Source organism: Pseudomonas sp. Ors-4-3C (assembly GCF_055755035.1).
On record NZ_CM146900.1, the window covers coordinates 67043 to 88618 of the forward strand.

Below are 21576 nucleotides of genomic sequence, written 5' to 3' on the forward strand. Positions count from 1 at the left end.
ATAGTTCTGAATTTTGTCAGTAGACGATTAATGAAAGTAGGTGCCTCGCAGATGAAAATGAGCAGTGGGTGAGCATCCTCCAGTTAAGCCGTTTTTATGAGGTTGGTTGTGCTGGCTGACTGTGCGCACATAGCGCACGGTTATGTGAATCGATTGTGTAGGAGTAGGAATGAAGATATTAGATAGATACGTTGAAGATGCTTTGCTGGAAAGCACCACGTCGTATTTCGATAGTGCTATATCTGGAGTCATCGCAATAAATGGCGAAAGAAGTGCGATTTTAAGGATTAGCGCGATAGAGAGACTAGTTAAAGATGTGGACGCTACTGATGAAAATGTTGCCTCTATCCATGAAGCATGCGGTGGACAGCAGGTCGTTAAGTTAAACAGTATAGGGAAACGACTCCTGGCTAATATCTGGTCTAGGAGTGAAATTCAGAGGTATTATCCAATCCATGATTTCAGTCCATTGGTCAATGTATTTTTTCAAGCGACTGAAGAGCACGCTCTTCAGTATTACCATCAACGTAATCCAAAGAGTTTTCATGGTGATTTGTTTGCATTGGTCGACTCGATTAATGTTTCTGTCGACCGAGTTAGAAAGCTGATACGTGGTGCAGTGTTCAGAAAACAATTAAGCGCACACCGCAGGCTTTCAAATAAAAACTACAAAAGTCTGCTCGCCTATATTGATGCTATTTTCAAAGAAACTTCTCGGGTGATGGTGTTGCGAGTGGATTTAGGGTATTCGAAGCTAGTATGCGCCGGGGGGATGCGAGAGGAGTTACATTTTGAAGATGTGAAATCACATAGGGAACGCTTAATGGGTATGTTGAGACGTAAAGTTAGAGGTGCATTCTTAGGTCATGCCTGGAAGTTAGAGTACGGATTGTCCAAGGGATACCATTATCACTGTATGTTCTTTTTAGATGGATCACAGGTTAGAGAGGATATAGGCTGGGCGAGGACGATTGGTGAGATGTGGGCCGACAGAGCGACTCAGGGTACGGGGGTGTATTACAACTGTAATCGTAGAAAGGATGTATACCGTGCTTGCGGCATTGGCATGATTGAGCATTTTGACAAAGATAAAAGGAAGAACTTGCAGAAGGCGGCAGTATATTTGACTAAAATTGAATATTACTTACGCATCGCTACAGAAGGTAGAGCTAGAACGTTTGGCCGTGGAGAGATGCCAAAGCCAGCAGTCAAAAAAAGAGGGCGACCTCGGCGGCAGCCCGCTATTGAGATCTGAGACCTAGTGAGGGCCTTTAAGCAAGCTGTTCAGCGCGTTGCGAAACGCTACATCTTCCTTGGACCATTTTTTTAGATTGCTCACAATTCTTTGTTCCGTGAGGCTGATTTTATTGCTTCTGGCGAACTGATAAAGTTCTCCTGAAATCGTCTCGGCTGCATGTGTTATGTCATCCCAGCCATCTTCTGGGCGCTGATCGCGAATGAGTGCTAACGCATGGTCTCTGGCTAGCTGGAATGTTTTGGCCCGCGCCGCCCCCCCTTTTTCAGCGCGGTGTCGTCGCAAAGCGGCAGGGACGTTCAGAATTGATTGGAATTCTGCGTGTACGAAAGCGCTTTCTACAGCGGCGCTAGCTTTTAACGCAAGAGCCAAAAAGCTCAAATTATCTCCCTTGTTTAGCGCTTGCTGTGTGAGCTCTGCTAGAACTATCGCGCGCCTGAAGGGATATTCTAGGCTGAGAGGATTTGAACCAAAATACTCGAATTGTGGTTCATTAACCCAGTCATCTGTAATAATTCCGCTTGCGATGCCCTCACGAAGCTGCTTCGTGTACTCATCAAAGCTTTTATCTTCGGGCATGGATTTGAAAGCTTGACGTAAAGACTTCCAAATTCCTTTTATGAAATCATCTATATCAATCTCATATAGCTTGTCAAAAGACATGCGAATTGCTCCTAGTGCGCTTAACAATCACGAGGCATGTTTCCTCAGCATGGTACGCAATGGACCGTTGCCCGTGTCGCATTAGGACACGAGCAACGGCATTCTTAGTTTTTACGAGGTGGGCTCTTGGACTATGGCACTAGTCGCGGCGATCAAGGATCGCTGAGACTGATAGGTTTCCAGTGGCAGCTTCCCTTATATGCTCGCTCCACCATTTCATCATGGGACGTCTTCGCTCTATGTAATCTGCCCGGTTGTATGCGCTGCGTACCTCGTCCTTATCAACATGAGCAAGCGCAACCTCGATCAGCTCAGGTTCCCAGCCGTGCTCGTTGAGGATGGTGCTAGCCATTGAACGCATGCCATGACTAACCAGGCGGCCTTCAAAGCCCATACGCTTGAGAGCCATATTGGCGGTTTGGCTATTGCAATGAGTACGGGGATTCCGATCTGCTGGGAAGACATGCTCGCGATGACCGCTTAACGGCCTTATAGCCTCCAGAAGCTCTAGAGCCTGTTCCGTGAGGGGGATGATGTGAGTCCGGCGCTTTTTCATTCGCTCCGCAGGTATCGTCCAGATTTTCTTTCCGATGTCTATGTCGACCCACCGTGCGGTAGCTGCTTCTGCGGGGCGGGTCATCGTGTGCAGCTGCCACTCAATCAAGCACCGCGTTGTCCTTTTTATACTGGCATTCGCCACGGTCACCATTAGCTCTTTCAGCTCGTCTGGGGCGAGCGCTGCCATGTTTTTCTTTTTTGGTTTCTTGAAGACTGAGCGAATGCCGCTGAGTGGGTTCGAATGAACCAAGCCAGAATTCACACCGTAGGTCATGATCTCGTTGAGACGCTGACTAAGTCGCTTTACTGTCTCAAGACTGCCTTTGGTCTCAAGCGGTCTAAGGAGTTTTATTACCTCCGGCGCAGTGATCCCTGAGATTGGAGTTGTACCCAAGTCGGGCAAAACATGCAGCGTCAGCGAACGCCAGATGTCTTCAGCATAGGCAGTCGTGACGGAATCTTTCTTGAGCTCGAACCACGCGGTGGCTACGTTTTTAAATGTGTGTTCCGTAGTCGCTCTTAAGGTTTTTCGATCCGCGTCGCGCTTCTCCTTCGGATCTAGGCCTTGAGCTACCAACTCCCTGGCTTCTACGGTCCTTTTCCGGGCTTGAGCCAAGCTCACCTCCGGAAAGGTGCCAAGGCCCATGTTGATTCGTTTTTTGCTTGCTGGGTGAATGTAGTTAAAATTCCACAGCTTTGAGCCATTGGCTCTCACCCTCATTTGAAGGCCGTCGCCATCAGTGAGGATGTAGTCTTTTTCCTTTGGTTTCGCTGCTTTGACTTTGACGTCTGAAAGCCGCGTGGCTTGAGCACCCATGGTGATCTCCGATACTGCGTGTATTCCAAAAAATACCAGTCGTGGGTTTGGAATACCACGTGGAATACACGAATTGTAGGATGAGCTCAGATACCATCGGACACCATTGGACCTGAAAGCCCCGCGTTTACTGGATTTCAGGCACAAAAAAAGACGTCCTTGGACGTCTTTAGATGTTGAAGTGGTGGAGCCGGGGGGATTTGAACCCCCGTCCGCCAGTGCTCCGCTGTCGGTACTACATGCGTAGCCGTGTCTATTAAGTTAACCCTCAGCGACCCGACGGGCAGGGTGCTTTGGGCGAGTTGTGTAAGTTTTAGCCGCTTCGTCCACAACGTACTGCACGGCGATTCTGTTCTATATGACAATCATTTCGGGTTTACAGACATCCCCTGATGATTGCTGGGCCCGAAGGCACCAGGAGTGCATGTCAGCTGCAATTAAGCAGCGAGAGCAGCACCGTATTGGTCGTCATTGGCAACTATAAGAAGTTGCAACAGTGGATTTACGACTTCTGTTACCAAGTCGGCATGCACCTAAAGTTTCGTCACCGGCGTCGAATCCTAATCGGCCCCGAACTCATTGCCTCGTACATCAGGTGAGGCAACAAGCCTGCGCAGTGTACGCCAAACGGCCCCCGAGGCCAACCCGAAGGTTGGCCGGGGAGTGAATCAGTTGTTGGTGCCGGTGGATTTACGCAGTTCCACGATGGTTTGCGAGGTTTCCGCAATGCAGTCGTCGATTTTACCTTGGGCCTTGAGCGCTTTGGCTTTGGCAACACTGGTTTCAGCGCGCTGAGTCAGTTCTGGATTCGTAGACAGCTGCCCTTTGGCATTGTCGATGGTCTGGATATTGGCATCGCACAGGTCGGCAGGCTTGTCGGCGGCGAACGAGGTGGAGGCCAGCATCGAGGCAGTAACGAACAGACCTAACAGTACAGAACGTTTCATGTGTATCTCCTTGAACTGAGGGTTCCAGACTTCGCTGGCCGTCAGGACGGGCAACCGAGTGGAAGAAAAGCCCCGATTTTCGGGGTCTGTTCTGTGGACTACGGTCGCGCGCAAGGGTTCTATTTTTCTTCAGCAGGCCTTGGCGCGGGTCACCCGATCCACCAGATAGACCAGTCCGTGATAGTCGATGCCGCCGTGCTGCGTCAGGCCGATCTCGCAGGTGCGACTGGTGGAGATCCCCTCGCTGCAGTGCTGCACCGCGTCCTTGAGTGTGCGCAGCGAATGGCTGTTCAGCTCCGGTGTGGTGAAGCCCTTGTCGCCGGCAAACCCGCAACAATGAATGCCTTCCGGGATCACTACGGTCTTGCTGCATTTGCGCGCGAGATCGATCAACGCCTGGCTTTCGCCCAGATGCTGTGTGCTGCAGGTCACGTGAACCGCAATCGGTGCTTCTTGCGGGGTGAACTCCAGACGATCGAGAAGATGCGTACGGATGAAGCGCACCGGGTCGTACAGATCCAGGCGAACATCTCCTACGTCCTGCACCAGGCGCAAGGTGCACGGGCTGGTGTCGCAGTAGATCGGATCGAGCCCGCCACGACTGGCATGGAGGAGGGCGCTAATCAGTTCCTGGCGTTTGTGCTCAGCCTGCTCGGCGTAGCCCTTGGAGGCAAACGGTTGACCGCAGCAGAGGTTGTCCTGATTGTCCGGGAACACCACTTGGTAACCGGCCTTTTCCAGCAGGCCACGGGTCTTGTCGTACAGCGACATCTGCTCTTCGTCACCCGCCGCCGGGCCCATCACCCGTGAAACGCAGGCGGCCAGATAGACCACGCGGGGCCGTTCGTCCGATACGCTCGGGCTGAAGCGAATGGCTTTTTCCGGTTGTGGCATTGCGTTGCTCCACAGTGGCACCTGGCCTTTGGACAAGCGCGTCAGCGTCGCCGAAAGCTTGGCCAGACGCGGTGCGCCGAGCAGCATCCGTGCGCCGTTTGCCACGTGCAGGGTGAAGCGTGCGCCTTGCAGGGTCTTGGCGAAATTTCCTTCGATCCAGTCGGCGGTTTTCTGATGCGTGGCATTACGGGCGCGGAGCTTTTTCACCAGTTCGCCGGTATTGATGCCTACGGGGCAACGCTGCGCGCACAATCCGGTCGCGGCGCAGGTTTCGATGCCTTGGTATTCGTAGGCTTGTTCCAGCTCGGTGGTGTCAACGCCGGCGCGTTTTTTCGCCTGAATGTCACGCCAGATCACGATGCGCTGACGCGGGCTGAGGGTCAGGCCTTTTGACGGGCAGACCGGTTCGCAGAAACCGCACTCGATGCATTTATCGACAATCTCGTCTGCGGCTGGCAACGGCTTGAGGTGTTTGAGGTGAATCTGCGGATCTTCGCTGAGCACCACGTCCGGGTTGAGGATGCCATTAGGGTCGAGCAGGCGTTTGAGTTGCCACATCAGTTGATAGGCGTCGCTGCCCCATTCCAGCTCAACGAACGGCGCCATGTTGCGCCCGGTGCCGTGTTCGGCCTTCAGCGAACCGCCGAACTCCACCGCCACCAGTTGCGCCACGTCGTCCATGAACGCCTGATAGCGTGCGACTTCTTCCGGACTGTTGAAGCCTTGGGTGAAGACGAAGTGCAGATTGCCTTCCAGTGCGTGTCCGAAAAGGATCGCTTCGTCGTAGGCATGTTTGTCGAACAGCGCGATCAGGCGATTGACGCCGATGGCCAGTTGCTCGACCGGGAAGGTCACGTCTTCGATTATCACCGTGGTGCCGGTTTTACGCACGGCGCCGACGGCGGGGAAGGTGTCCTTGCGGATCGCCCAGAGCTTGGCGTTCTCGGCCGGGTCTTCGGTGAAGTCGACCTGTTTTTCCACCGGGAAACTGACCAGCGAAGCCATGATCTGCGCCAGCTGTTCCTGCAGCAAAGTGGAAGAGGCGGCGCGGGATTCGATCAGCAGCGCGCAGGCATTGTTCGACAGGTGTTGTACGAAATCCGGCATGCCCGGTTTGTCCTGCACCGAACGCAGACTGCGCCGGTCCAGCAGTTCTACCGCCGACACCGGTTGGCTTTTCAGCACGGTGACCGCGTTGCAGCAGGTTTCCACATCCGGGAACACGATCAGTGCCGAGGCCTTGTTCGGGTGGTCGATCACCGTGTCGTAGGTCACCGCACTGATGAAGCCGAGCGTGCCTTCGGAGCCGACCAGCAGGTGGCTCAAGATATCCACAGGTTCGTCGAAATCCACCAGGGCGTTGAGTGACAGGCCGGTGGTATTTTTCAGACGGTATTTGTGGCGGATTCTCGCCGCCAGTTCGGCATTGGCGCGGGTCTCACGGCCCAATGTCGCCAGGCGCTCCAGCAGATCGCCGTGGCTGGCGCGAAACGCGGCGACACTGGCGGCGTCTTCGGTATCGAGGCGCGTGCCGTCGGCAAGAACCAGACGAATCCCGGCCAGGGTGTGATAGGTATTTTGCGCGGTGCCGCAGCACATGCCGCTGGCGTTGTTGGCGACGATGCCGCCGATTTTGCAGGCGTTGATCGATGCCGGATCCGGGCCGATCTTGCGCCCGAACGGTGCCAGCCACGCGTTGGCCTGCGCGCCGATCACCCCGGGTTGCAGGCGAATCTGCATGCCCTGGCCGCGAATCTCACGAGCGTTCCAGTTATCCCCCAGCACAATCAGCACCGAATCGCTGATCGCCTGCCCGGACAAACTGGTGCCAGCGGCGCGGAAGGTCACCGGGACCTGATCGCGCTGGGCCAGTTTCAGCAGCGCCACCACTTCGTCCTCGGACTCGACGCGGATCACCAGTTTGGGAATCAGCCGATAAAAACTGGCGTCGGTGCCGAAGGCCAATGTCGACAGCGGATCGTCGAAGCGGCGATCCGCTGGAATCAGTTGCTGCGCATCGCGCAGGAAATTCACCGGAAGCGTCATTGGTCCTCCAGGATCAGCACCACAAGGTCTTTCGGGCCGTGGGCGCCGTAGGCCAGTACTTGTTCGATGTCGGCAGTTTTCGACGGGCCGGACACCAGTAGCGCATTGGTCGGCATGCCTTGGGCCCACTCGAATTCCTGTTGCACCTGATAGAAGTTGTCGCGGATTTCGCTGGCCTTGAGCAGGGCGAAATGCACCGGCGGCACCAGGCTCATCAGTCGCGGTTCTTCACGGGTTGGCCAAAGGATCAGGCTACCGGTCGCGGCGATGGCGCCGAGGGTGCCGGTGAGGCTGGCCGGGGTGTCGTTGAATAGCTCGGCTTTCCATTCTTCCATCGGCCGGTTGTAGGACTTCAGCGTCGGCAGATCAGGATTGTTCGCCCAGTGTTGTGAGATGCGCTGCCCGTGAGGTGTAGTCGGTGCGATCAACAGGCTTGGTAGCTGACGGTCACGCAGCAATTGCGCGAGCAGCGCCGGCCAGTCTGCGCCGCTGGTCAGATGGATTTCGGTGTGCACCGCTTCCATCAGTTTGCGCAGTTGCGGGATACGTTGCTCGGCGCTGTAGGTGTAAGGCTGCGTCACCAGATCGACGTCGAAGTCGTCGGGAATTGGTGTGGCGCCGGTCAGACTTTTCCGTAGTTTGGCGAGGATATTTTGCTTGGCGCTCATCAGCGGTCTCCCTGTTTGGCCAGATGTTCGCGGGCCATGTCGTGCAGTGAGCGGGCGGCGGGTTTGGGTGCGCTGTGGTTTTGCGTCCATGGGCCGATATTGCTCGGGGTCAGGGCACGCAGGCGCGTGGCGAAGAACCCGAACAACCGATACAGCGTCGGCGAGCTGTTGAGTTTCGCCCAGGCGTTCCAGATGAAGCGTTCCTTGCGCGAATACTTGCTGCCCTGGCCGCGCATCACTTGATGCGGACTGTCCGGGGCTTTGACGTTCTCTTCGCGTAGGCGTCGCAGCAGAGCGGGGATCGGAATTTTTACCGGGCACACTTCACCGCAGGCACCGCACAGCGACGAAGCGCTCGGATGATCCGGTACTTTCGCCAGACCGACCATGTGCGGGGTGATGATTTTGCCGATCGGTCCCGGGTACACCTCGCCATAGGTGTGACCGCCAACGCGGGTGTAGACCGGGCAATGGTTCATGCAGGCGCCGCAGCGGATGCAGTTCAGGGTCTGGCGCAGCTCGCTGTCGGCAAAGGCCTGACTGCGACCGTTGTCGAGCAGGACCAGGTGCACTTCCTGTGGGCCGTCGAGTTCATGTTCCTTGCGCGGGCCGGAGATCATGTTGACGTAAGTGGTGATCGGAATGCCCAGCGCCGAGCGGGTCAGCAGCGATAGCAGCGGCACCACGTCACGCAGGTTTTCCACAACCTTTTCGATGCCGGTGACGGCGATGTGCACGGGCGGCACGGTGGTGGTCATGCGCCCGTTGCCTTCGTTTTCCACCAGCAGCAGGGTGCCGGTCTCGGCCACGGCGAAGTTGACGCCGGAAACGCCGATGTCCGCTTCGAAGAATTTCTGCCGCAGGACTCTGCGACCGATCTGAATGAGTTGGTCAACGTCCTTGGTGTACTCCACGCCAAGTTTGTCGTGGAACAAGGACGCGACCTGACCGGCATTCTTGTGGATCGCCGGCATAATGATGTGTGAAGGCTTCTCGTGGTCGAGCTGGACGATGTATTCCCCCATGTCGGACTCCAGGCATTCAACACCTTGAGCCTCGAGGAAATGGTTCATCTCCATCTCTTCGCTGACCATCGATTTGCCCTTGATCACTTGCCGCGCCTCGTGAGCGCGGATGATCGATAAGACGATGCCATTGGCCTCGTCCACCGTTTCCGCCCAGTGCACTGTCACACCGTTGCGGGTCAGGTTCTGTTCCAGTTGCTCGAGCAAGTCGGGCAACTTGGAGAGCGCTCGCGCCCTGATCGAGTTGCCCAGGGCGCGCAAGTGTTCTCTTTCGTGGGCATCGCTGAAAGCCGCTGCCCGCTTGGTCATCAGTGAATCCATCGCAGTGCGGAAATTGTTCCGTAACTGCTGATCGCCCAAGGCGTTGTGCGCCCGGGTGCGGAAGTCTTCTTCTACGGCGACCGTAGGAATAATCGTCGAGGTGCTCATTTCGCACCTCCGGTTCGCTGCCAGAGGAAGCTCGCCAGGTGTTGCCCGCGCAACGCTTCCTTTTGTTTTTCCAGCGAGCCGTTGATGTTCATCAAACAGCCGCAGTCGGCGCTCAACACCTGATGCGCACCGGATTCCTTCAACGCCCGGGTCTTGTCAGCCACCATCGCGCCGGAAATGTCTGGCATACGGACGCTGAATGTCCCACCGAAGCCACAGCATTCGCTTTCATGCTCATGGTTGACCCGTTCCACATTGCTCAACTGCGCCAACAACTCGCGGCCGTGCAGGTGGGTGTTCATCTCGCGGCGTGCCGAACACGAGGTGTGCAGCGCGACTTTGACCGGTTCGCCGCTGTCCTTGAGCTGCACCTTGCAGACGAACAACAGAAACTCGGCCAACTCATAGGTGCGGGCCGCAAGGGCCTGCACCTGTTTCAACGTTTCCGGCTCGTCCTTGAACAAGTCGGCGTAATGCTCGCGCAGCATGCCCGCGCAGGAACCCGATGGCACCACCACCGGATAATCCCCGGCAAACAGCGCCAGTTGCGAGCGCGCGACCGTCCGCGCCTGCTCGGTGTAACCCGAGGTGTAGGCCGGTTGTCCGCAGCAGCTCTGCCCCTGCGGGTACTCGACCGTTATCCCTTCGCGCTCCAGCAAGTGGATCGCGTCCATCCCGGCTTCGGGGTAGAACAGATCGACCACACAGGTCCCGAACAGGTAGACCCGCGACGGTTTCTCGCTGGGGTATTGCCGAGGTTCGGGCATTGGCGGTGCAACGCGGGTGGCGTTGGGCACAGCGTTGTAAAAAAGCTCGCTCATCAGGCGTGTCTCCGGGTGGGCCCGGTTATCCGTCTGTTGCGGCTGCTGAATATAAAGAGCCTTGCTTTCAGCAGCCTTACAGACCGGGGTGTGAATTGCTGACGCCGGAATCACGAACCGGCGTCGGTTATTTCCGTGTTGCTTGTAGGCTTCTTCCAGCTTTAGTGCACCAGCATGCCGGTGAACCAGTAGGCCTGGGCCAGGGTGATCAGGCCGACAATCGTCGCAAAGAATAGGCTGTGCTTGAGAGTGAAGCGGAACAGATCCGATTCCTTGCCCACCAGGCCGGTCGCGGCGCAGGCCACGGCGATCGATTGTGGCGAGATCATTTTGCCGGTCACGCCGCCGCTGGTATTGGCGGCTACCAACAAGGTGTCATTGACGCCAATCTGGTGCGCGGTGGTCGCTTGCAGCGAACTGAACAGGGCGTTCGACGAAGTATCGGAGCCGGTCAGAAACACACCGAGCCAGCCGAGGAACGGTGAGAAGAACGGGAAGGCTGCGCCAGTTGCGGCCAATACCAGAGCCATGGTCGAAGACATGCCCGAGTAGTTGGTGACGAAGGCGAAGGCCAGCACCATGCCGATCGACAGGATTGGCCAGCGCAGTTCGTAGAAGGTCTCTTTCAAAGTGGTCAGACCAGTTTTGAAGTTGATCTTCAGCACCAGCATCGAGACCAGCGCCGAGAAGAAAATTGCTGTACCGGTTGCGGAAATCGGATCGAGTTTGAACACCGCAGGAATCGCGGTCGGGGTGGCGACGATCGGCGCGGTCTTGATCACGAGTTGATCAAGGTGCGGGATGGCGAAGTTGAATACCCAGGCGTACATCGATCCGCCGGCGGCGAACATGGCTTTGAAGGGTTTGAGGGTCCAGATGGTCACCAGCACGGTGAGGATCAGGAACGGCGACCACGCCTTGAAAATTTCCCCAAGACTGTAAGGCGAAGCCACGGTGGTGCGCTTCTGGCCGAAACCTCCGACGCTGGCGGTAATCGCTGCGCTCGAGGTGGCGCCGGCGATCTGTGCACCGGCAGTGCGTTTTGGTTGCCAGACTTTGAGGAACAAGGTCAGGGCGATCAGGCTGGCCAGGGCAGAGGTGATGTCCGGCAGTTCCGGGCCGATGAAGTTCGAGGTGAAGTACTGCGTCACGGCAAAGCTCAGGCCGGCAACCAGCGCAGCGGGCCAGGTTTCGCGCACGCCGCGCAGGCCGTCCATCATGAACACCAGCCAGAACGGCACGAACAGCGACAGCAGTGGCAGTTGGCGGCCGGTCATGGCGCCGATCTTGAACGCGTCGATGCCGGTCACCTGGCCGGCCACGATGATCGGAATTCCCAGCGCGCCGAACGCTACCGGCGCGGTATTGGCAATCAGGCACAGGCCGGCGGCGTACAGCGGGTTGAACCCGAGACCGACCAGCAGCGCAGCGGTAATCGCTACCGGCGCACCGAAACCGGCTGCACCTTCCAGGAAGGCGCCGAAGCAGAAACCGATCAGCAATACCTGCAGGCGCTGGTCATCAGTGATCGACAGTACCGAACTGCGAATGACCTCGAACTGACCACTCTTGACCGTCAGTTTGTAGAGAAACACTGCCGCGACAATGATCCAGGCAATCGGCCACAGACCGTAGGCAAAGCCGTATCCAGCAGCGGCGAAGGCCATGTCGACCGGCATGTGGAAGGCGAAAATCGCCACGGCGATCGACAGCGCAAGCGTGATGCTGCCGGCCACATGCCCCTTGAGGCGGAACACCGCCAGCGCGAGAAAGAAGAAAACGATGGGGATGACGGCCGCGAGTGCGGAGACGCCGAGACTGCCGAGCGGGGTATAGAGCTGTTGCCAGGTTTGCATATGGGGTGGCCCCTAATTGTTGTTGGTCAGGCACTGTCAGCGTTCTTGGTTAATTGGTAATACCAATTTACAATCGCTGTTGGCTAGGGTAAAAGCCTTGATGTCGGTGTGTCAATTTGTCGCCCTGAAACTTTTGTCGAATAAGCGGTGCAGAGGGCATCTGATCCGGTCGGACGATTGCGCACTGACAGGTGTCGGCGCGGCGCCGATCGGCCAGAATAGAGAGCCCGGCGTGCGGTCGGGATCGTGGAGAGTTGAGTTATGGGGTTTGATCAGATTCGTCAGCGCCGTTTGTCTGACGATATTGTCGAGCGACTCGAGGGGATGATCCTCGAGGGCACGCTGAAGTCCGGTGAGCGGCTTCCGGCCGAGCGAACGTTGGCCGAGCAGTTCGGCGTATCGCGCCCGTCGCTGCGCGAAGCGATTCAGAAACTGGCGGCCAAGGGCTTGCTGGTCAGTCGCCAGGGTGGCGGTAACTACGTGGTGGATACGCTTGGCTCGACCTTCAGCGATCCCTTGCTATTGCTGCTTGAAAGCAACCCCGAAGCGCAGCGTGACTTGCTGGAATTTCGGCACACTCTGGAGGCATCGTGTGCCTATTACGCCGCATTGCGCGCCACGGATGTGGATCGTGAGCGTCTGACAGCAGCATTCAACGAGCTGCAGGATTGCTACACGCGACATGACGAAGTGAGCCGGGCGGAAGAGGGGGCGGCGGATGCGAAGTTTCATCTGGCGATCGCCGAAGCCAGCCACAACGCGGTGCTGCTGCACACCATTCGCGGATTGTTCGATCTGCTCAAACGCAACGTGGTGACCAACATCGGCGGCATGTACAAGCAACGCACGGAAACCCGCGACATGCTGATCGCTCAGCATCGGGAACTGTATCTGGCGATTATCGAAGGGCGTGCGGAGCAGGCGCGCGAGGTTTCCAGTCGGCACATTCTGTATGTGCAGGAAGTGTTGGAAGAGGTGCGGCAGGAGGTTCAGCGCATGGCTCGGGCGGAGCGGCGCAAGGGGATGTGACGGCAATTCAGTTGTGGCGAGGGGGCTTGCTCCCGCTTGCTTGCGCAGCAGGCGCCCCCGGCTCTCGCCACTGTCTGAAAGCGGGGGCCGCTACGCGCCCCAGCGGGAGCAAGCTCCCTCGCTACAGTATCAGGCAGAAGAAATTACTCTTCCTTGCCCTTGTTGCGCACGGCGCGCTGCAACTCACGACCGGCGTCGCGTTCGCGCTCGGTGTCTCGCTTGTCGTATTCCTTCTTGCCCTTGCCCAGAGCGATCTCGCACTTGACCATGTGCTTGCTCCAGTAAAAGGACAGGCACACGCAGGCGTAGCCTTTCTGTTGCACGGCAGCGGCGAGTTTTTCCAGCTCGCGTTTGTTGAGCAGCAGTTTGCGGGTGCGGGTCGGATCGGCGATGACGTGGGTGCTGGCGGTCATCAACGGTGTGATGTGACTGCCGAGCAACCAGGCTTCGCCGTCCTTGAGCAGGACGTAACTGTCGACCAGTTGCAGCTTGCTTGCCCGCAGACTTTTTACTTCCCAGCCGGCCAGGACCAGACCAGCCTCGAACCGATGTTCGATGAAGTAATCGTGTCGCGCCTTTTTGTTCTGCGCGATGGTCCCTGTTGGGTGTTTCTTCTGTTTAGCCATAGGGGCGGCATTATATGGAGATAAACGGTCCTCGGCTACGGTGATGCTGCGTGCTTGAGCACGTTGAGTGAATCCCGGACAATGCGGCCTCTTTTTCTAACGCTTGGGCGTGATATTCAATGTCGACAGACAAGGTTTCTGTCCACGGCAGTTGGGCTAGCCGCTGGGTTTTCATATTCGCCGCGACCGGTTCGGCCGTGGGACTGGGCAGCATCTGGAAATTCCCCTACATGGTCGGGGTCTACGGTGGCGGCGCCTTCGTGCTGATGTTCCTGGCGTGCATCGCGTTGATCGGGATCCCGGTCATGCTGGCTGAAACCCTGATCGGCCGCCGCGCGCGACAGAGTCCGGCGAATGCCCTGAAGGTGCTGGCGCTGGAAGCAGGGCACTCGGGCAAGTGGTCGTGGGGCGCATTTGCCGGGATGATCACGGCGCTGCTGATCCTGTCTTTCTATAGTGTGGTCGGCGGCTGGTCGCTGGATTACATCATCGACATGGGACGCGGGGACTTCCAGGGCGCTACGGCGGATCAGGTCGGCGCTTATTTCGGTAATGTCATCTCCGATCCCTGGCGCCTGACACTTTGGCACACAGTTTTCATGCTGTTGTCGGCCGTGGTGATCGCCAAAGGCGTGGTTGCCGGGCTTGAACGCAGCCTGCGGATCATGATGCCGCTGCTGTTTGTGATGGTGCTGGTGCTGCTGGGTTACAGCATGACCACCGGGCATTTCATGGAAGGCGTGCATTTCATGTTCGATTTCCACCCGGAAAAAGTCCTCGACGGCTTGCTGCCCGCCATGGGGCACGCGTTCTTTTCCCTGAGCGTGGGCGTCGGTTCGATCATGATCTACGGCGCTTACATGACCAAGGAAGCCTCGCTGTCCGGCACCGTAGTCGGTGTCGCGCTGCTCGATACCTTCGTTTCGCTGGTGGCCGGTCTGGCATTGTTTCCGATTGTGTTCGCCGGCGGTTTGAACCCTAGCGAAGGCCCGGGGCTGATGTTCGTCAGCCTGCCATTTGCCTTCGGTAACGTGGTTTTCGGCCAGTTGATGGGCGTGGTGTTCTTTGTCCTGGTGGCAATTGCCGCCTGGAGTTCGGCGATTTCCCTGCTCGAACCGATGGTTGCCTATCTGGTTGAACGCACGAAAATCAGCCGTGGCTGGGTAACTTTCTGGCTGGCCTTCATCTGCTGGTTCGTTGGTCTGGGTACGGTTTTCTCCTTCAATATCTGGAAGGAAGCCAAATTTTTCGTGAACGATGGCGGGCTGTTCCATCTCTACCAATGGGGTGCGGCGGGTGGTCTGGACTTCTTCGGCGTGATCGATTTCTTCACCTCGCGGATCATGTTGCCGCTCGGTGGCCTGTGTTTTGTGCTGTTTGCCGGTTGGGTGATGGGGCGTGATGCGGTGCGTGACGAGTTGTCGATTCGTAACCCGGCGCTGTTTGCCCTGTCCTTGTTCTTGATGCGCTACGTGGCGCCTATCGGCATTCTTGTAGTGTTTGCCGCTCAGCTCTGGAAGTAACGCTTACATGACGACACATATTCAACGTTCGGCGTTGCTGCCATACCCGGCGCAATTCCTCTACGACCTGGTCAACGACGTCGCGCGTTACCCGGAATTCCTGCCATGGTGCTCGTCCGCCGAGGTGCTGGAGAGCTCGCCCGAGCACATGCGCGCCAGCGTTGGCGTGGCCAAGGGCGGTCTCAGTCAGCACTTCGTGACGCGCAATACGCTGGTGCCGGGGCAGTCGATCGAGATGAACCTGGAAGAAGGCCCGTTCAATCAGCTGCATGGCGTCTGGGTCTTCAAGGCGTTGAACGAGAAGGCCTGCAAGATCAGTCTCGACCTGTCTTTCGACTATGCCGGGCCGCTGGTGCGCGCGACACTCGGCCCGCTGTTCAATCAGGCGGCCAATACGCTGGTGGATGCTTTCTGCCAGCGTGCCAAGCAGATGCATGGCTGAGCCGGTGATCGAGATCGAGGTGGTATATGCCGCCGTGGATCGTCAGATCCTGCGCACTTTGAGCGTCCCTGAAGGGGCGACAGTGCTTGAGGCGGTGCTCAAGTCAGGTATCGGCGATGAATTTCCAGAGCTGGACCTGAACGAATGTCCGCTGGGGATCTTCGGCAAGGTGGTGGCTGACCCACAGGTTCGCTTGATTCAGGCGGGGGATCGCATCGAGATCTACCGGCCGTTACTGGCGGATCCGAAAGAGGTTCGGCGCTTGCGGGCGGCCAAGGCTGCCGAAGCCAAGGCGCGAAATCAGTAGGACGAGCAAATCGCAGGCAATAAAAAACCCGGAAATTCCGGGTTTTTTATTGCCTCGCACATTACTGCGGCGAGGTGTCCAGCGGCTCAGGCGTCGGAACCGGAACGGTTTCAACACCATCCACGTCCTTCTGGATCGAATCCAGCAAGGAGCCAGGTTTGGCTGGTTGTTCCGGCTTCGGCTTCTCGGCGTTTTCAGCAGGGGCGGTCACGCTGGTGCCACTGTCCTTGCCGAGAATGGCTTCGTCACGGCTCACGCCCGGCATGAAGTCACCGGACAGGCTGACAAGCTGGTCGTTAGAGTTGAAAATAACACTCATGCGTTCCTGTTGGCGTTCACCGCCACCAGGTTGCAGGCTGTACAGATAATCCCAGCGATCGGCATGGAACGTGTCGGTCAGCAGAGGGTTACCCATGATAAACCGTACTTGCCGACGGGTCATTCCCGGGCGTAACTGGTCTATCATGTCCTGCGTGACGACATTGCCCTGCTGGATGTCGATTTTGTAAACCCCGGGGAATGAACAACCGGCGAGTGCGAGCAGTCCCACAAAGGTGAAACTGGTTAGCAAGAGCTTGGTGTTTTGCATCGGTGGGCGACTTCCACTATCTTGGCTGGGACAACGTAAACGCCGATCATACCCGCATTAAGAGAAGCTGCGAAGCAGCATCGCGAGAAAGCTGACCATGGTTGAAAATAGCGAACTACGCAAAGCCGGCCTCAAAGTGACCCTGCCACGGGTCAAGATCCTGCAAATGCTCGACTCTACCGAGCAGCGTCACATGAGTGCCGAGGACGTCTACAAGGCGTTGATGGAAGCGGGCGAGGACGTCGGTCTGGCCACGGTTTACCGTGTTCTGACCCAGTTCGAAGCCGCTGGCCTCGTGGTCCGTCACAACTTCGACGGTGGCCACGCGGTATTCGAATTGGCCGACGGTGGCCACCACGACCATATGGTCAACGTGGAAACCGGTGAAGTCGTCGAATTCGTCAGCCCGGAAATCGAAAAGCTCCAGAAGGCAATTGCCGAGGAGCACGGTGTTGATCTGGTAGATCACAATCTGGTGCTGTACGTACGCAAGAAAAAGTAAGCATGTCGCGCGAATTTCAGGTTCGCGAAACGAACGAAGGCGACCCAAGGGTCGCCTTCGTGCTTTCTGCTGCTCTTAAACTTTTGCGGTGACCACCATTTTTTTCGCGTGAGCCAAAGACTCTTTGGTCAGGTCGATGCCGCCCAGCATCCGTGCCACTTCTTCTATACGGTCGTTCTTGCTCAGCTTGGACACGGCGGTGTGAGTCGCTTGTTCGCCCCGTACCTTGTGCACGAACAAATGCTGATGGCCCTGCGCTGCCACTTGCGGCAAGTGCGTCACGGTCAGCACTTGCCCGCGATCGCCAAGACGCCGCAACAACTGGCCGACGATTTCGGCGGTCGGCCCGCCGATGCCCACGTCCACTTCGTCGAATACCAGGGTCGGCACCCGTGAGGTCTGCGCGGTGATCACCTGAATCGCCAGGCTGATCCGCGACAGCTCGCCACCGGAAGCCACTTTGGCCAGCGCTTTCAGCGGCTGACCGGGGTTGGCACTGACCAGCAGCTCGACTTGCTCCAGGCCGTTGGGTAGCAATTCGTCACTGCTGTTGGCGCGCAATTCTATGGTGAAGCGACCGCCGGGCATGCCCAGGCGCTGGATTTCCTGTTCCACGGCGCTGGCGAGGCTGCCGGCGGCTTGATGGCGCAAGTCGCTCAGCTCGCGGGCTTTTTCTTGATAGTGGCGTGCGTAGGAAGCCAGCTCTTCACCCAGACGCTCGATGGATTCGTCATTGGCGTTGAGGGTTTCGATCTCATCCAGCAACTTTTGCTGCAGCTCGGCGACTTCGGTTGGCTGGATCCGGTGCTTGCGGGCCAGGGTGTAAATCGCGTCGAGGCGTTCTTCCAGATATTGCAGGCGCGCCGGATCGGCATCGAAGTTGTCGAGGAAGCGATTGAGTTCGCCCACGGCTTCTTCGACCTGGATCTGTGCGCTGGTCAGCAAGCTGCTGGCTTCGCCCAGCGCGCCCACCGAGTTGTTCACGCTCGACAGACGGTTGAGGCTGGCGGTCAGTGCATTCAGTACGTTGCCGGAATCGCTTTCACTGCATTGTTCGACCACTTGTCGGCAAATGCCGAGCAGGGTTTCGGCATTGGTCAGGTTCTTGTGTTCCTGCTCCAGCTGTTCCAGTTCGTTTTCGCCGAGGCCGAGGTTTTCCAGTTCTTCGAGCTGGTAGCTGAGTAGTTGGTGGCGCGCGCGTTGTTCGTCGCCGGAGTTGGAGAGACGCTCCAGCTCCTGGCGAGTCTGGCGCCAGCGCTGCGCAGCCAGTTGAACCTGGCGGGCCAGATCGGTGGCACCGGCGTATTCATCGAGCAGGCGGCGATGGGTATCGGTTTTCAGCAGCGATTGATGTTCGTGCTGGCTGTGGATATCGATCAGCAGTTCGCCGAGAGCCTTGAGATCGCCGAGCGGGCAGGGCGTGCCATTGATATAGCCACGCGAACGGCCTTCGGCGGTGATCACCCGGCGCAGGATGCACGGGCCATCGTTTTCCAGGTCGCGCTCGGCCAGCCAGGCATGGGCTTCGGGAATGTCGACCAGATCGAAGGTGGCCAGAATGTCGGCCTTGTCGGCGCCTGGGCGAACCACGCCGCTGTCGGCGCGATCGCCCAGGGTCAGGCCCAGGGCGTCGAGCATGATCGACTTGCCGGCGCCGGTTTCCCCTGTGATCACGCTCATCCCGCGATCGAGTTCGAGATCGAGATGTTCAACGATGGCGTAGTTGTGTACGGACAGGTGCACCAGCATAAAGGCCGCTCCCAGGCTTTAGGTCTGGTTATTTATACAGTGTTTTGTTTCAGGCTGACAATGCCCTTGCTTAGCTCGATTTGCTTGATCCGATCAGATGCTTAGTCCGAGCGGGAATGACAATGCAGCACTTTTTTGTAGGGTTAATCATTGCAGGCCCTTGAAGCCTGATTTTGCGGCCCCATATATCGGGGCAGAAGCGCGAGTACAGCTCGCGGACGTAATTGAAAGGAGAATTCTATGGCTGACGAACAGACAGTAGATACGCAAAATCCAGAAGCCAATCAGGCGCCCGAAACTTCGGGTGACGACCTGGCGACCCGTGTACAAGTGCTCGAAGAGCAGTTGGCCGCCGCGCAGGATCAGTCGCTGCGCGTAGCTGCCGATCTGCAGAACGTCCGCCGTCGTGCCGAGCAGGATGTCGAGAAGGCGCACAAGTTTGCGCTGGAAAAATTCGCCGGTGACCTGCTGCCGATCGTCGACAGCCTGGAGCGCGGCCTCGAGCTGTCGAGCCCGGACGACGAAAGCATCCGTCCGATGCGCGAAGGCATCGAGCTGACCCTGAAAATGTTCCACGACACCCTCAAGCGTTATCAGCTTGAAGCGATCGATCCGCATGGCGAACCGTTCAACGCTGTTCACCATCAGGCGATGGCCATGCAGGAAAGCGCCGACGTCGAACCGAACAGTGTTCTGAAGGTGTTCCAGAAGGGCTACCAGCTCAATGGTCGCCTGTTGCGTCCGGCCATGGTCGTGGTCAGCAAGGCGCCGGCGCCAATTTCGCCTTCGATTGACGAGAAGGCTTGAAATTAGCCGCAAGGCCCCCATTTAGAAGTCAAGCGTTTAAGTATTACCGCAGTTAGCCACCACTGCTGCGGCAACAAAATCCAAAGTTTCGGGAGAGTGAACATGGGCAAAATTATCGGTATCGACCTGGGGACTACCAACTCCTGCGTCTCCGTGCTGGAAAACGGCGTAGCCAAAGTTATCGAAAACGCCGAAGGCGCGCGTACCACGCCGTCGATCATCGCTTACGCCAACGATGGTGAAATCCTCGTTGGTCAGTCGGCCAAGCGTCAGGCAGTGACCAACCCGCACAACACCCTGTACGCGGTGAAGCGTCTGATCGGTCGCAAGTTCGACGAAGAAGTCGTACAGAAAGACATCAAGATGGTCCCGTACAAAATCGCCAAGGCTGACAACGGCGATGCCTGGGTTGAAGTGAACGGCCAGAAAATGGCGCCGCCACAAATCTCGGCTGAAATCCTGAAGAAGATGAAGAAGACCGCCGAAGACTACCTCGGCGAGCCAGTGACCGAAGCGGTGATCACCGTTCCGGCCTACTTCAACGACAGCCAGCGTCAGGCGACCAAAGACGCCGGCCGCATCGCCGGTCTGGACGTTAAACGTATCATCAACGAACCAACCGCAGCTGCTCTGGCTTACGGTATGGACAAGGCCAAGGGCGATCACACCGTGATTGTTTACGACCTGGGTGGCGGTACTTTCGACGTGTCCGTGATCGAGATCGCTGAAGTTGACGGCGAGCACCAGTTCGAAGTGTTGGCCACCAACGGTGACACCTTCCTCGGCGGTGAAGACTTCGACATTCGTCTGATCGACTACCTCGTTGACGAATTCAAGAAAGAAAGCGGCATGAACCTCAAAGGTGACCCGCTGGCGATGCAGCGCCTGAAAGAAGCCGCTGAGAAAGCCAAGATCGAGCTGTCGTCCGCTCAGTCGACCGACGTCAACCTGCCGTACATCACTGCAGACGCTACCGGTCCTAAGCACCTGAACGTGAAGATTTCGCGTGCCAAGCTCGAAGCACTGGTTGAAGACCTGGTTCAGCGCACCATCGAGCCTTGCCGTATCGCCATGAAAGACGCCGGTATCGACGTTGGCGCGATCAACGACGTGATTCTGGTCGGCGGTCAGACCCGTATGCCGCTGGTACAGAAGCTGGTGACCGATTTCTTCGGTAAAGAAGCACGTAAAGACGTGAACCCGGACGAAGCGGTTGCCATGGGTGCTGCGATTCAGGGCGCCGTTCTGGCCGGTGACGTGAAAGACGTTCTGCTGCTCGACGTCAGCCCGCTGACCCTGGGTATCGAAACCATGGGTGGCGTGATGACCGCGCTGATCGAGAAAAACACCACGATTCCTACCAAGAAATCGCAAGTGTTCTCGACTGCCGACGACAACCAGGGCGCCGTGACCATTCACGTCCTGCAGGGTGAGCGTAAGCAAGCTGCACAGAACAAATCTCTGGGCAAGTTCGACCTGGCCGACATTCCACCAGCTCCACGTGGCGTGCCGCAGATCGAAGTGACCTTCGACATCGACGCTAACGGCATCCTGCACGTTGGCGCGAAAGACAAGGCGACCGGCAAAGAGCAGAAGATCACTATCAAGGCCAACTCCGGTCTGTCGGATGAAGAAATTCAGAAGATGGTTCGCGATGCCGAGCTGAACGCCGAGGAAGACCGCAAGTTCGCTGAGCTGGCTGAATCCCGTAACAAGGGTGACGCACTGGTTCACTCGACTCGCAAAATGGTTACCGAAGCGGGCGACAAGGTCAGCGCTGAAGAGAAGACCGCGATCGAAGCCGCTGTGGTTGCACTGGAAGCCGCTGTGAAAGGCGACGACAAGGCTGCCATCGAAGCGAAGATCGAAGAGCTGTCGAAAGTTTCGGCTCCGGTTGCTCAGAAGATGTACGCCGAACAGGCTCAGCCTGCTGAAGGCGCGGCGCCGCACGACGAGAAAGCTGAAAAGGCTGACGATGTCGTTGATGCCGAGTTCGAAGAAGTCAAAGACCACAAGTAAGTTG

General features: G+C 57.4%; 19 protein-coding genes and 1 other RNA gene. 8 read left to right on the plus strand and 12 right to left on the minus strand.

Annotated elements, in window-relative coordinates; translation table 11 throughout:
• Positions 1-169 precede the first annotated feature (169 nt).
• Positions 170-1255: a YagK/YfjJ domain-containing protein gene (locus ACVHNU_RS00280; RefSeq protein ID WP_473018777.1), complete on the plus strand. Its 1086-nt coding sequence runs from the start codon at positions 170-172 to the stop codon at positions 1253-1255.
• 3 nt (positions 1256-1258) lie between these two features.
• On the opposite strand, the gene ACVHNU_RS00285 is transcribed toward ACVHNU_RS00280, so the two are convergent.
• The 9 genes from ACVHNU_RS00285 to ACVHNU_RS00325 all read right to left on the minus strand — a co-directional run bounded on the left by ACVHNU_RS00285 (position 1259) and on the right by ACVHNU_RS00325 (position 11979).
• A complete protein-coding gene (locus tag ACVHNU_RS00285) occupies positions 1259-1918 on the minus strand; it encodes a hypothetical protein (protein ID WP_473018778.1) in 660 nt (219 codons plus the stop codon).
• Positions 1919-2057: 139 nt separating this feature from the next.
• Entirely contained in the window at positions 2058-3293 is a 1236-nt protein-coding gene (locus ACVHNU_RS00290; RefSeq protein ID WP_473018779.1) for an integrase domain-containing protein, read from the minus strand.
• Between the two features lie 182 nt (positions 3294-3475).
• Positions 3476-3865, minus strand: a transfer-messenger RNA (tmRNA) gene (gene ssrA / locus ACVHNU_RS00295).
• Positions 3866-3961: 96 nt separating this feature from the next.
• The gene (locus tag ACVHNU_RS00300; protein ID WP_103484340.1) at positions 3962-4240 is read right to left on the minus strand and encodes a hypothetical protein; all 279 of its coding nucleotides are present in this window, start codon (positions 4238-4240) and stop codon (positions 3962-3964) included.
• 129 nt (positions 4241-4369) lie between these two features.
• Entirely contained in the window at positions 4370-7180 is a 2811-nt protein-coding gene (locus ACVHNU_RS00305; RefSeq protein ID WP_473018780.1) for an FAD-binding and (Fe-S)-binding domain-containing protein, read from the minus strand.
• On the minus strand, positions 7177-7848 hold the full coding sequence (locus ACVHNU_RS00310; RefSeq protein WP_473018781.1) for a LutC/YkgG family protein: 672 nt from the start codon (positions 7846-7848) through the stop codon (positions 7177-7179). The genes ACVHNU_RS00305 and ACVHNU_RS00310 overlap by 4 nt, the downstream gene beginning before the upstream one ends.
• Positions 7848-9302, minus strand: a complete 1455-nt coding sequence (locus ACVHNU_RS00315) for a LutB/LldF family L-lactate oxidation iron-sulfur protein (protein ID WP_103520284.1) — start codon at positions 9300-9302, stop codon at positions 7848-7850. The genes ACVHNU_RS00310 and ACVHNU_RS00315 overlap by 1 nt, the downstream gene beginning before the upstream one ends.
• Complete coding sequence (locus tag ACVHNU_RS00320; RefSeq protein WP_473018782.1) at positions 9299-10123, minus strand: (Fe-S)-binding protein; 825 nt, start codon at positions 10121-10123, stop codon at positions 9299-9301. Before ACVHNU_RS00320 ends, ACVHNU_RS00315 begins: the two co-directional genes overlap by 4 nt.
• A gap of 161 nt (positions 10124-10284) precedes the next feature.
• Positions 10285-11979, minus strand: a complete 1695-nt coding sequence (locus tag ACVHNU_RS00325; RefSeq protein WP_103484338.1) for a lactate permease LctP family transporter — start codon at positions 11977-11979, stop codon at positions 10285-10287.
• A gap of 261 nt (positions 11980-12240) precedes the next feature.
• Here ACVHNU_RS00325 and ACVHNU_RS00330 point away from each other — a divergent pair, with 261 nt between their 5' ends.
• The gene (locus tag ACVHNU_RS00330) at positions 12241-13008 is read left to right on the plus strand and encodes an FCD domain-containing protein (protein ID WP_045122286.1); all 768 of its coding nucleotides are present in this window, start codon (positions 12241-12243) and stop codon (positions 13006-13008) included.
• Positions 13009-13151: 143 nt separating this feature from the next.
• On the opposite strand, the gene smpB is transcribed toward ACVHNU_RS00330, so the two are convergent.
• A complete protein-coding gene (gene smpB / locus ACVHNU_RS00335) occupies positions 13152-13634 on the minus strand; it encodes an SsrA-binding protein SmpB (protein ID WP_003221505.1) in 483 nt (160 codons plus the stop codon).
• 119 nt (positions 13635-13753) lie between these two features.
• Between smpB and ACVHNU_RS00340 the strand changes: the two genes are divergently transcribed.
• Genes ACVHNU_RS00340 through ACVHNU_RS00350 form a run of 3 tightly spaced genes read left to right on the plus strand, consistent with a single transcriptional unit; the run spans position 13754 to position 15906 of the window.
• The gene (locus tag ACVHNU_RS00340; protein WP_003221507.1) at positions 13754-15157 is read left to right on the plus strand and encodes a sodium-dependent transporter; all 1404 of its coding nucleotides are present in this window, start codon (positions 13754-13756) and stop codon (positions 15155-15157) included.
• Positions 15158-15164: 7 nt separating this feature from the next.
• Positions 15165-15599, plus strand: a complete 435-nt coding sequence (locus ACVHNU_RS00345; protein WP_003221509.1) for a type II toxin-antitoxin system RatA family toxin — start codon at positions 15165-15167, stop codon at positions 15597-15599.
• Positions 15592-15906, plus strand: coding sequence for an RnfH family protein (locus ACVHNU_RS00350; protein ID WP_473018783.1), 315 nt, complete (start codon positions 15592-15594; stop codon positions 15904-15906). Before ACVHNU_RS00345 ends, ACVHNU_RS00350 begins: the two co-directional genes overlap by 8 nt.
• 61 nt (positions 15907-15967) lie before the next feature.
• On the opposite strand, the gene ACVHNU_RS00355 is transcribed toward ACVHNU_RS00350, so the two are convergent.
• Positions 15968-16495: an outer membrane protein assembly factor BamE gene (locus tag ACVHNU_RS00355; protein ID WP_003221514.1), complete on the minus strand. Its 528-nt coding sequence runs from the start codon at positions 16493-16495 to the stop codon at positions 15968-15970.
• 97 nt (positions 16496-16592) lie between these two features.
• Between ACVHNU_RS00355 and fur the strand changes: the two genes are divergently transcribed.
• Positions 16593-16997, plus strand: coding sequence for a ferric iron uptake transcriptional regulator (fur, locus tag ACVHNU_RS00360; RefSeq protein WP_003221515.1), 405 nt, complete (start codon positions 16593-16595; stop codon positions 16995-16997).
• Positions 16998-17072: 75 nt separating this feature from the next.
• On the opposite strand, the gene recN is transcribed toward fur, so the two are convergent.
• Positions 17073-18746 carry a DNA repair protein RecN gene (gene recN, locus ACVHNU_RS00365; RefSeq protein ID WP_003221517.1) on the minus strand — a complete coding sequence of 558 codons (1674 nt, stop codon included), beginning with the start codon at positions 18744-18746 and terminating at the stop codon, positions 17073-17075.
• Between the two features lie 240 nt (positions 18747-18986).
• Here recN and grpE point away from each other — a divergent pair, with 240 nt between their 5' ends.
• Both grpE and dnaK read left to right on the plus strand, forming a co-directional pair.
• Positions 18987-19553, plus strand: a complete 567-nt coding sequence (gene grpE, locus ACVHNU_RS00370; protein ID WP_007961425.1) for a nucleotide exchange factor GrpE — start codon at positions 18987-18989, stop codon at positions 19551-19553.
• A gap of 102 nt (positions 19554-19655) precedes the next feature.
• Positions 19656-21572 carry a molecular chaperone DnaK gene (dnaK, locus tag ACVHNU_RS00375; protein ID WP_003221521.1) on the plus strand — a complete coding sequence of 639 codons (1917 nt, stop codon included), beginning with the start codon at positions 19656-19658 and terminating at the stop codon, positions 21570-21572.
• Positions 21573-21576 lie beyond the last annotated feature (4 nt).

What these genes read in the sequence shown, in the direction of transcription:
- ACVHNU_RS00280 (WP_473018777.1), top strand. Translation starts at nt 170, where the DNA reads ATGAAGATATTAGATAGATACGTTGAAGATGCTTTGCTGGAAAGCACC.
- ACVHNU_RS00285 (WP_473018778.1), bottom strand. Translation starts at nt 1,918, where the DNA reads ATGTCTTTTGACAAGCTATATGAGATTGATATAGATGATTTCATAAAA.
- ACVHNU_RS00290 (WP_473018779.1), bottom strand. Translation starts at nt 3,293, where the DNA reads ATGGGTGCTCAAGCCACGCGGCTTTCAGACGTCAAAGTCAAAGCAGCG.
- ACVHNU_RS00300 (WP_103484340.1), bottom strand. Translation starts at nt 4,240, where the DNA reads ATGAAACGTTCTGTACTGTTAGGTCTGTTCGTTACTGCCTCGATGCTG.
- ACVHNU_RS00305 (WP_473018780.1), bottom strand. Translation starts at nt 7,180, where the DNA reads ATGACGCTTCCGGTGAATTTCCTGCGCGATGCGCAGCAACTGATTCCA.
- ACVHNU_RS00310 (WP_473018781.1), bottom strand. Translation starts at nt 7,848, where the DNA reads ATGAGCGCCAAGCAAAATATCCTCGCCAAACTACGGAAAAGTCTGACC.
- ACVHNU_RS00315 (WP_103520284.1), bottom strand. Translation starts at nt 9,302, where the DNA reads ATGAGCACCTCGACGATTATTCCTACGGTCGCCGTAGAAGAAGACTTC.
- ACVHNU_RS00320 (WP_473018782.1), bottom strand. Translation starts at nt 10,123, where the DNA reads ATGAGCGAGCTTTTTTACAACGCTGTGCCCAACGCCACCCGCGTTGCA.
- ACVHNU_RS00325 (WP_103484338.1), bottom strand. Translation starts at nt 11,979, where the DNA reads ATGCAAACCTGGCAACAGCTCTATACCCCGCTCGGCAGTCTCGGCGTC.
- ACVHNU_RS00330 (WP_045122286.1), top strand. Translation starts at nt 12,241, where the DNA reads ATGGGGTTTGATCAGATTCGTCAGCGCCGTTTGTCTGACGATATTGTC.
- smpB (WP_003221505.1), bottom strand. Translation starts at nt 13,634, where the DNA reads ATGGCTAAACAGAAGAAACACCCAACAGGGACCATCGCGCAGAACAAA.
- ACVHNU_RS00340 (WP_003221507.1), top strand. Translation starts at nt 13,754, where the DNA reads ATGTCGACAGACAAGGTTTCTGTCCACGGCAGTTGGGCTAGCCGCTGG.
- ACVHNU_RS00345 (WP_003221509.1), top strand. Translation starts at nt 15,165, where the DNA reads ATGACGACACATATTCAACGTTCGGCGTTGCTGCCATACCCGGCGCAA.
- ACVHNU_RS00350 (WP_473018783.1), top strand. Translation starts at nt 15,592, where the DNA reads ATGGCTGAGCCGGTGATCGAGATCGAGGTGGTATATGCCGCCGTGGAT.
- ACVHNU_RS00355 (WP_003221514.1), bottom strand. Translation starts at nt 16,495, where the DNA reads ATGCAAAACACCAAGCTCTTGCTAACCAGTTTCACCTTTGTGGGACTG.
- fur (WP_003221515.1), top strand. Translation starts at nt 16,593, where the DNA reads ATGGTTGAAAATAGCGAACTACGCAAAGCCGGCCTCAAAGTGACCCTG.
- recN (WP_003221517.1), bottom strand. Translation starts at nt 18,746, where the DNA reads ATGCTGGTGCACCTGTCCGTACACAACTACGCCATCGTTGAACATCTC.
- grpE (WP_007961425.1), top strand. Translation starts at nt 18,987, where the DNA reads ATGGCTGACGAACAGACAGTAGATACGCAAAATCCAGAAGCCAATCAG.
- dnaK (WP_003221521.1), top strand. Translation starts at nt 19,656, where the DNA reads ATGGGCAAAATTATCGGTATCGACCTGGGGACTACCAACTCCTGCGTC.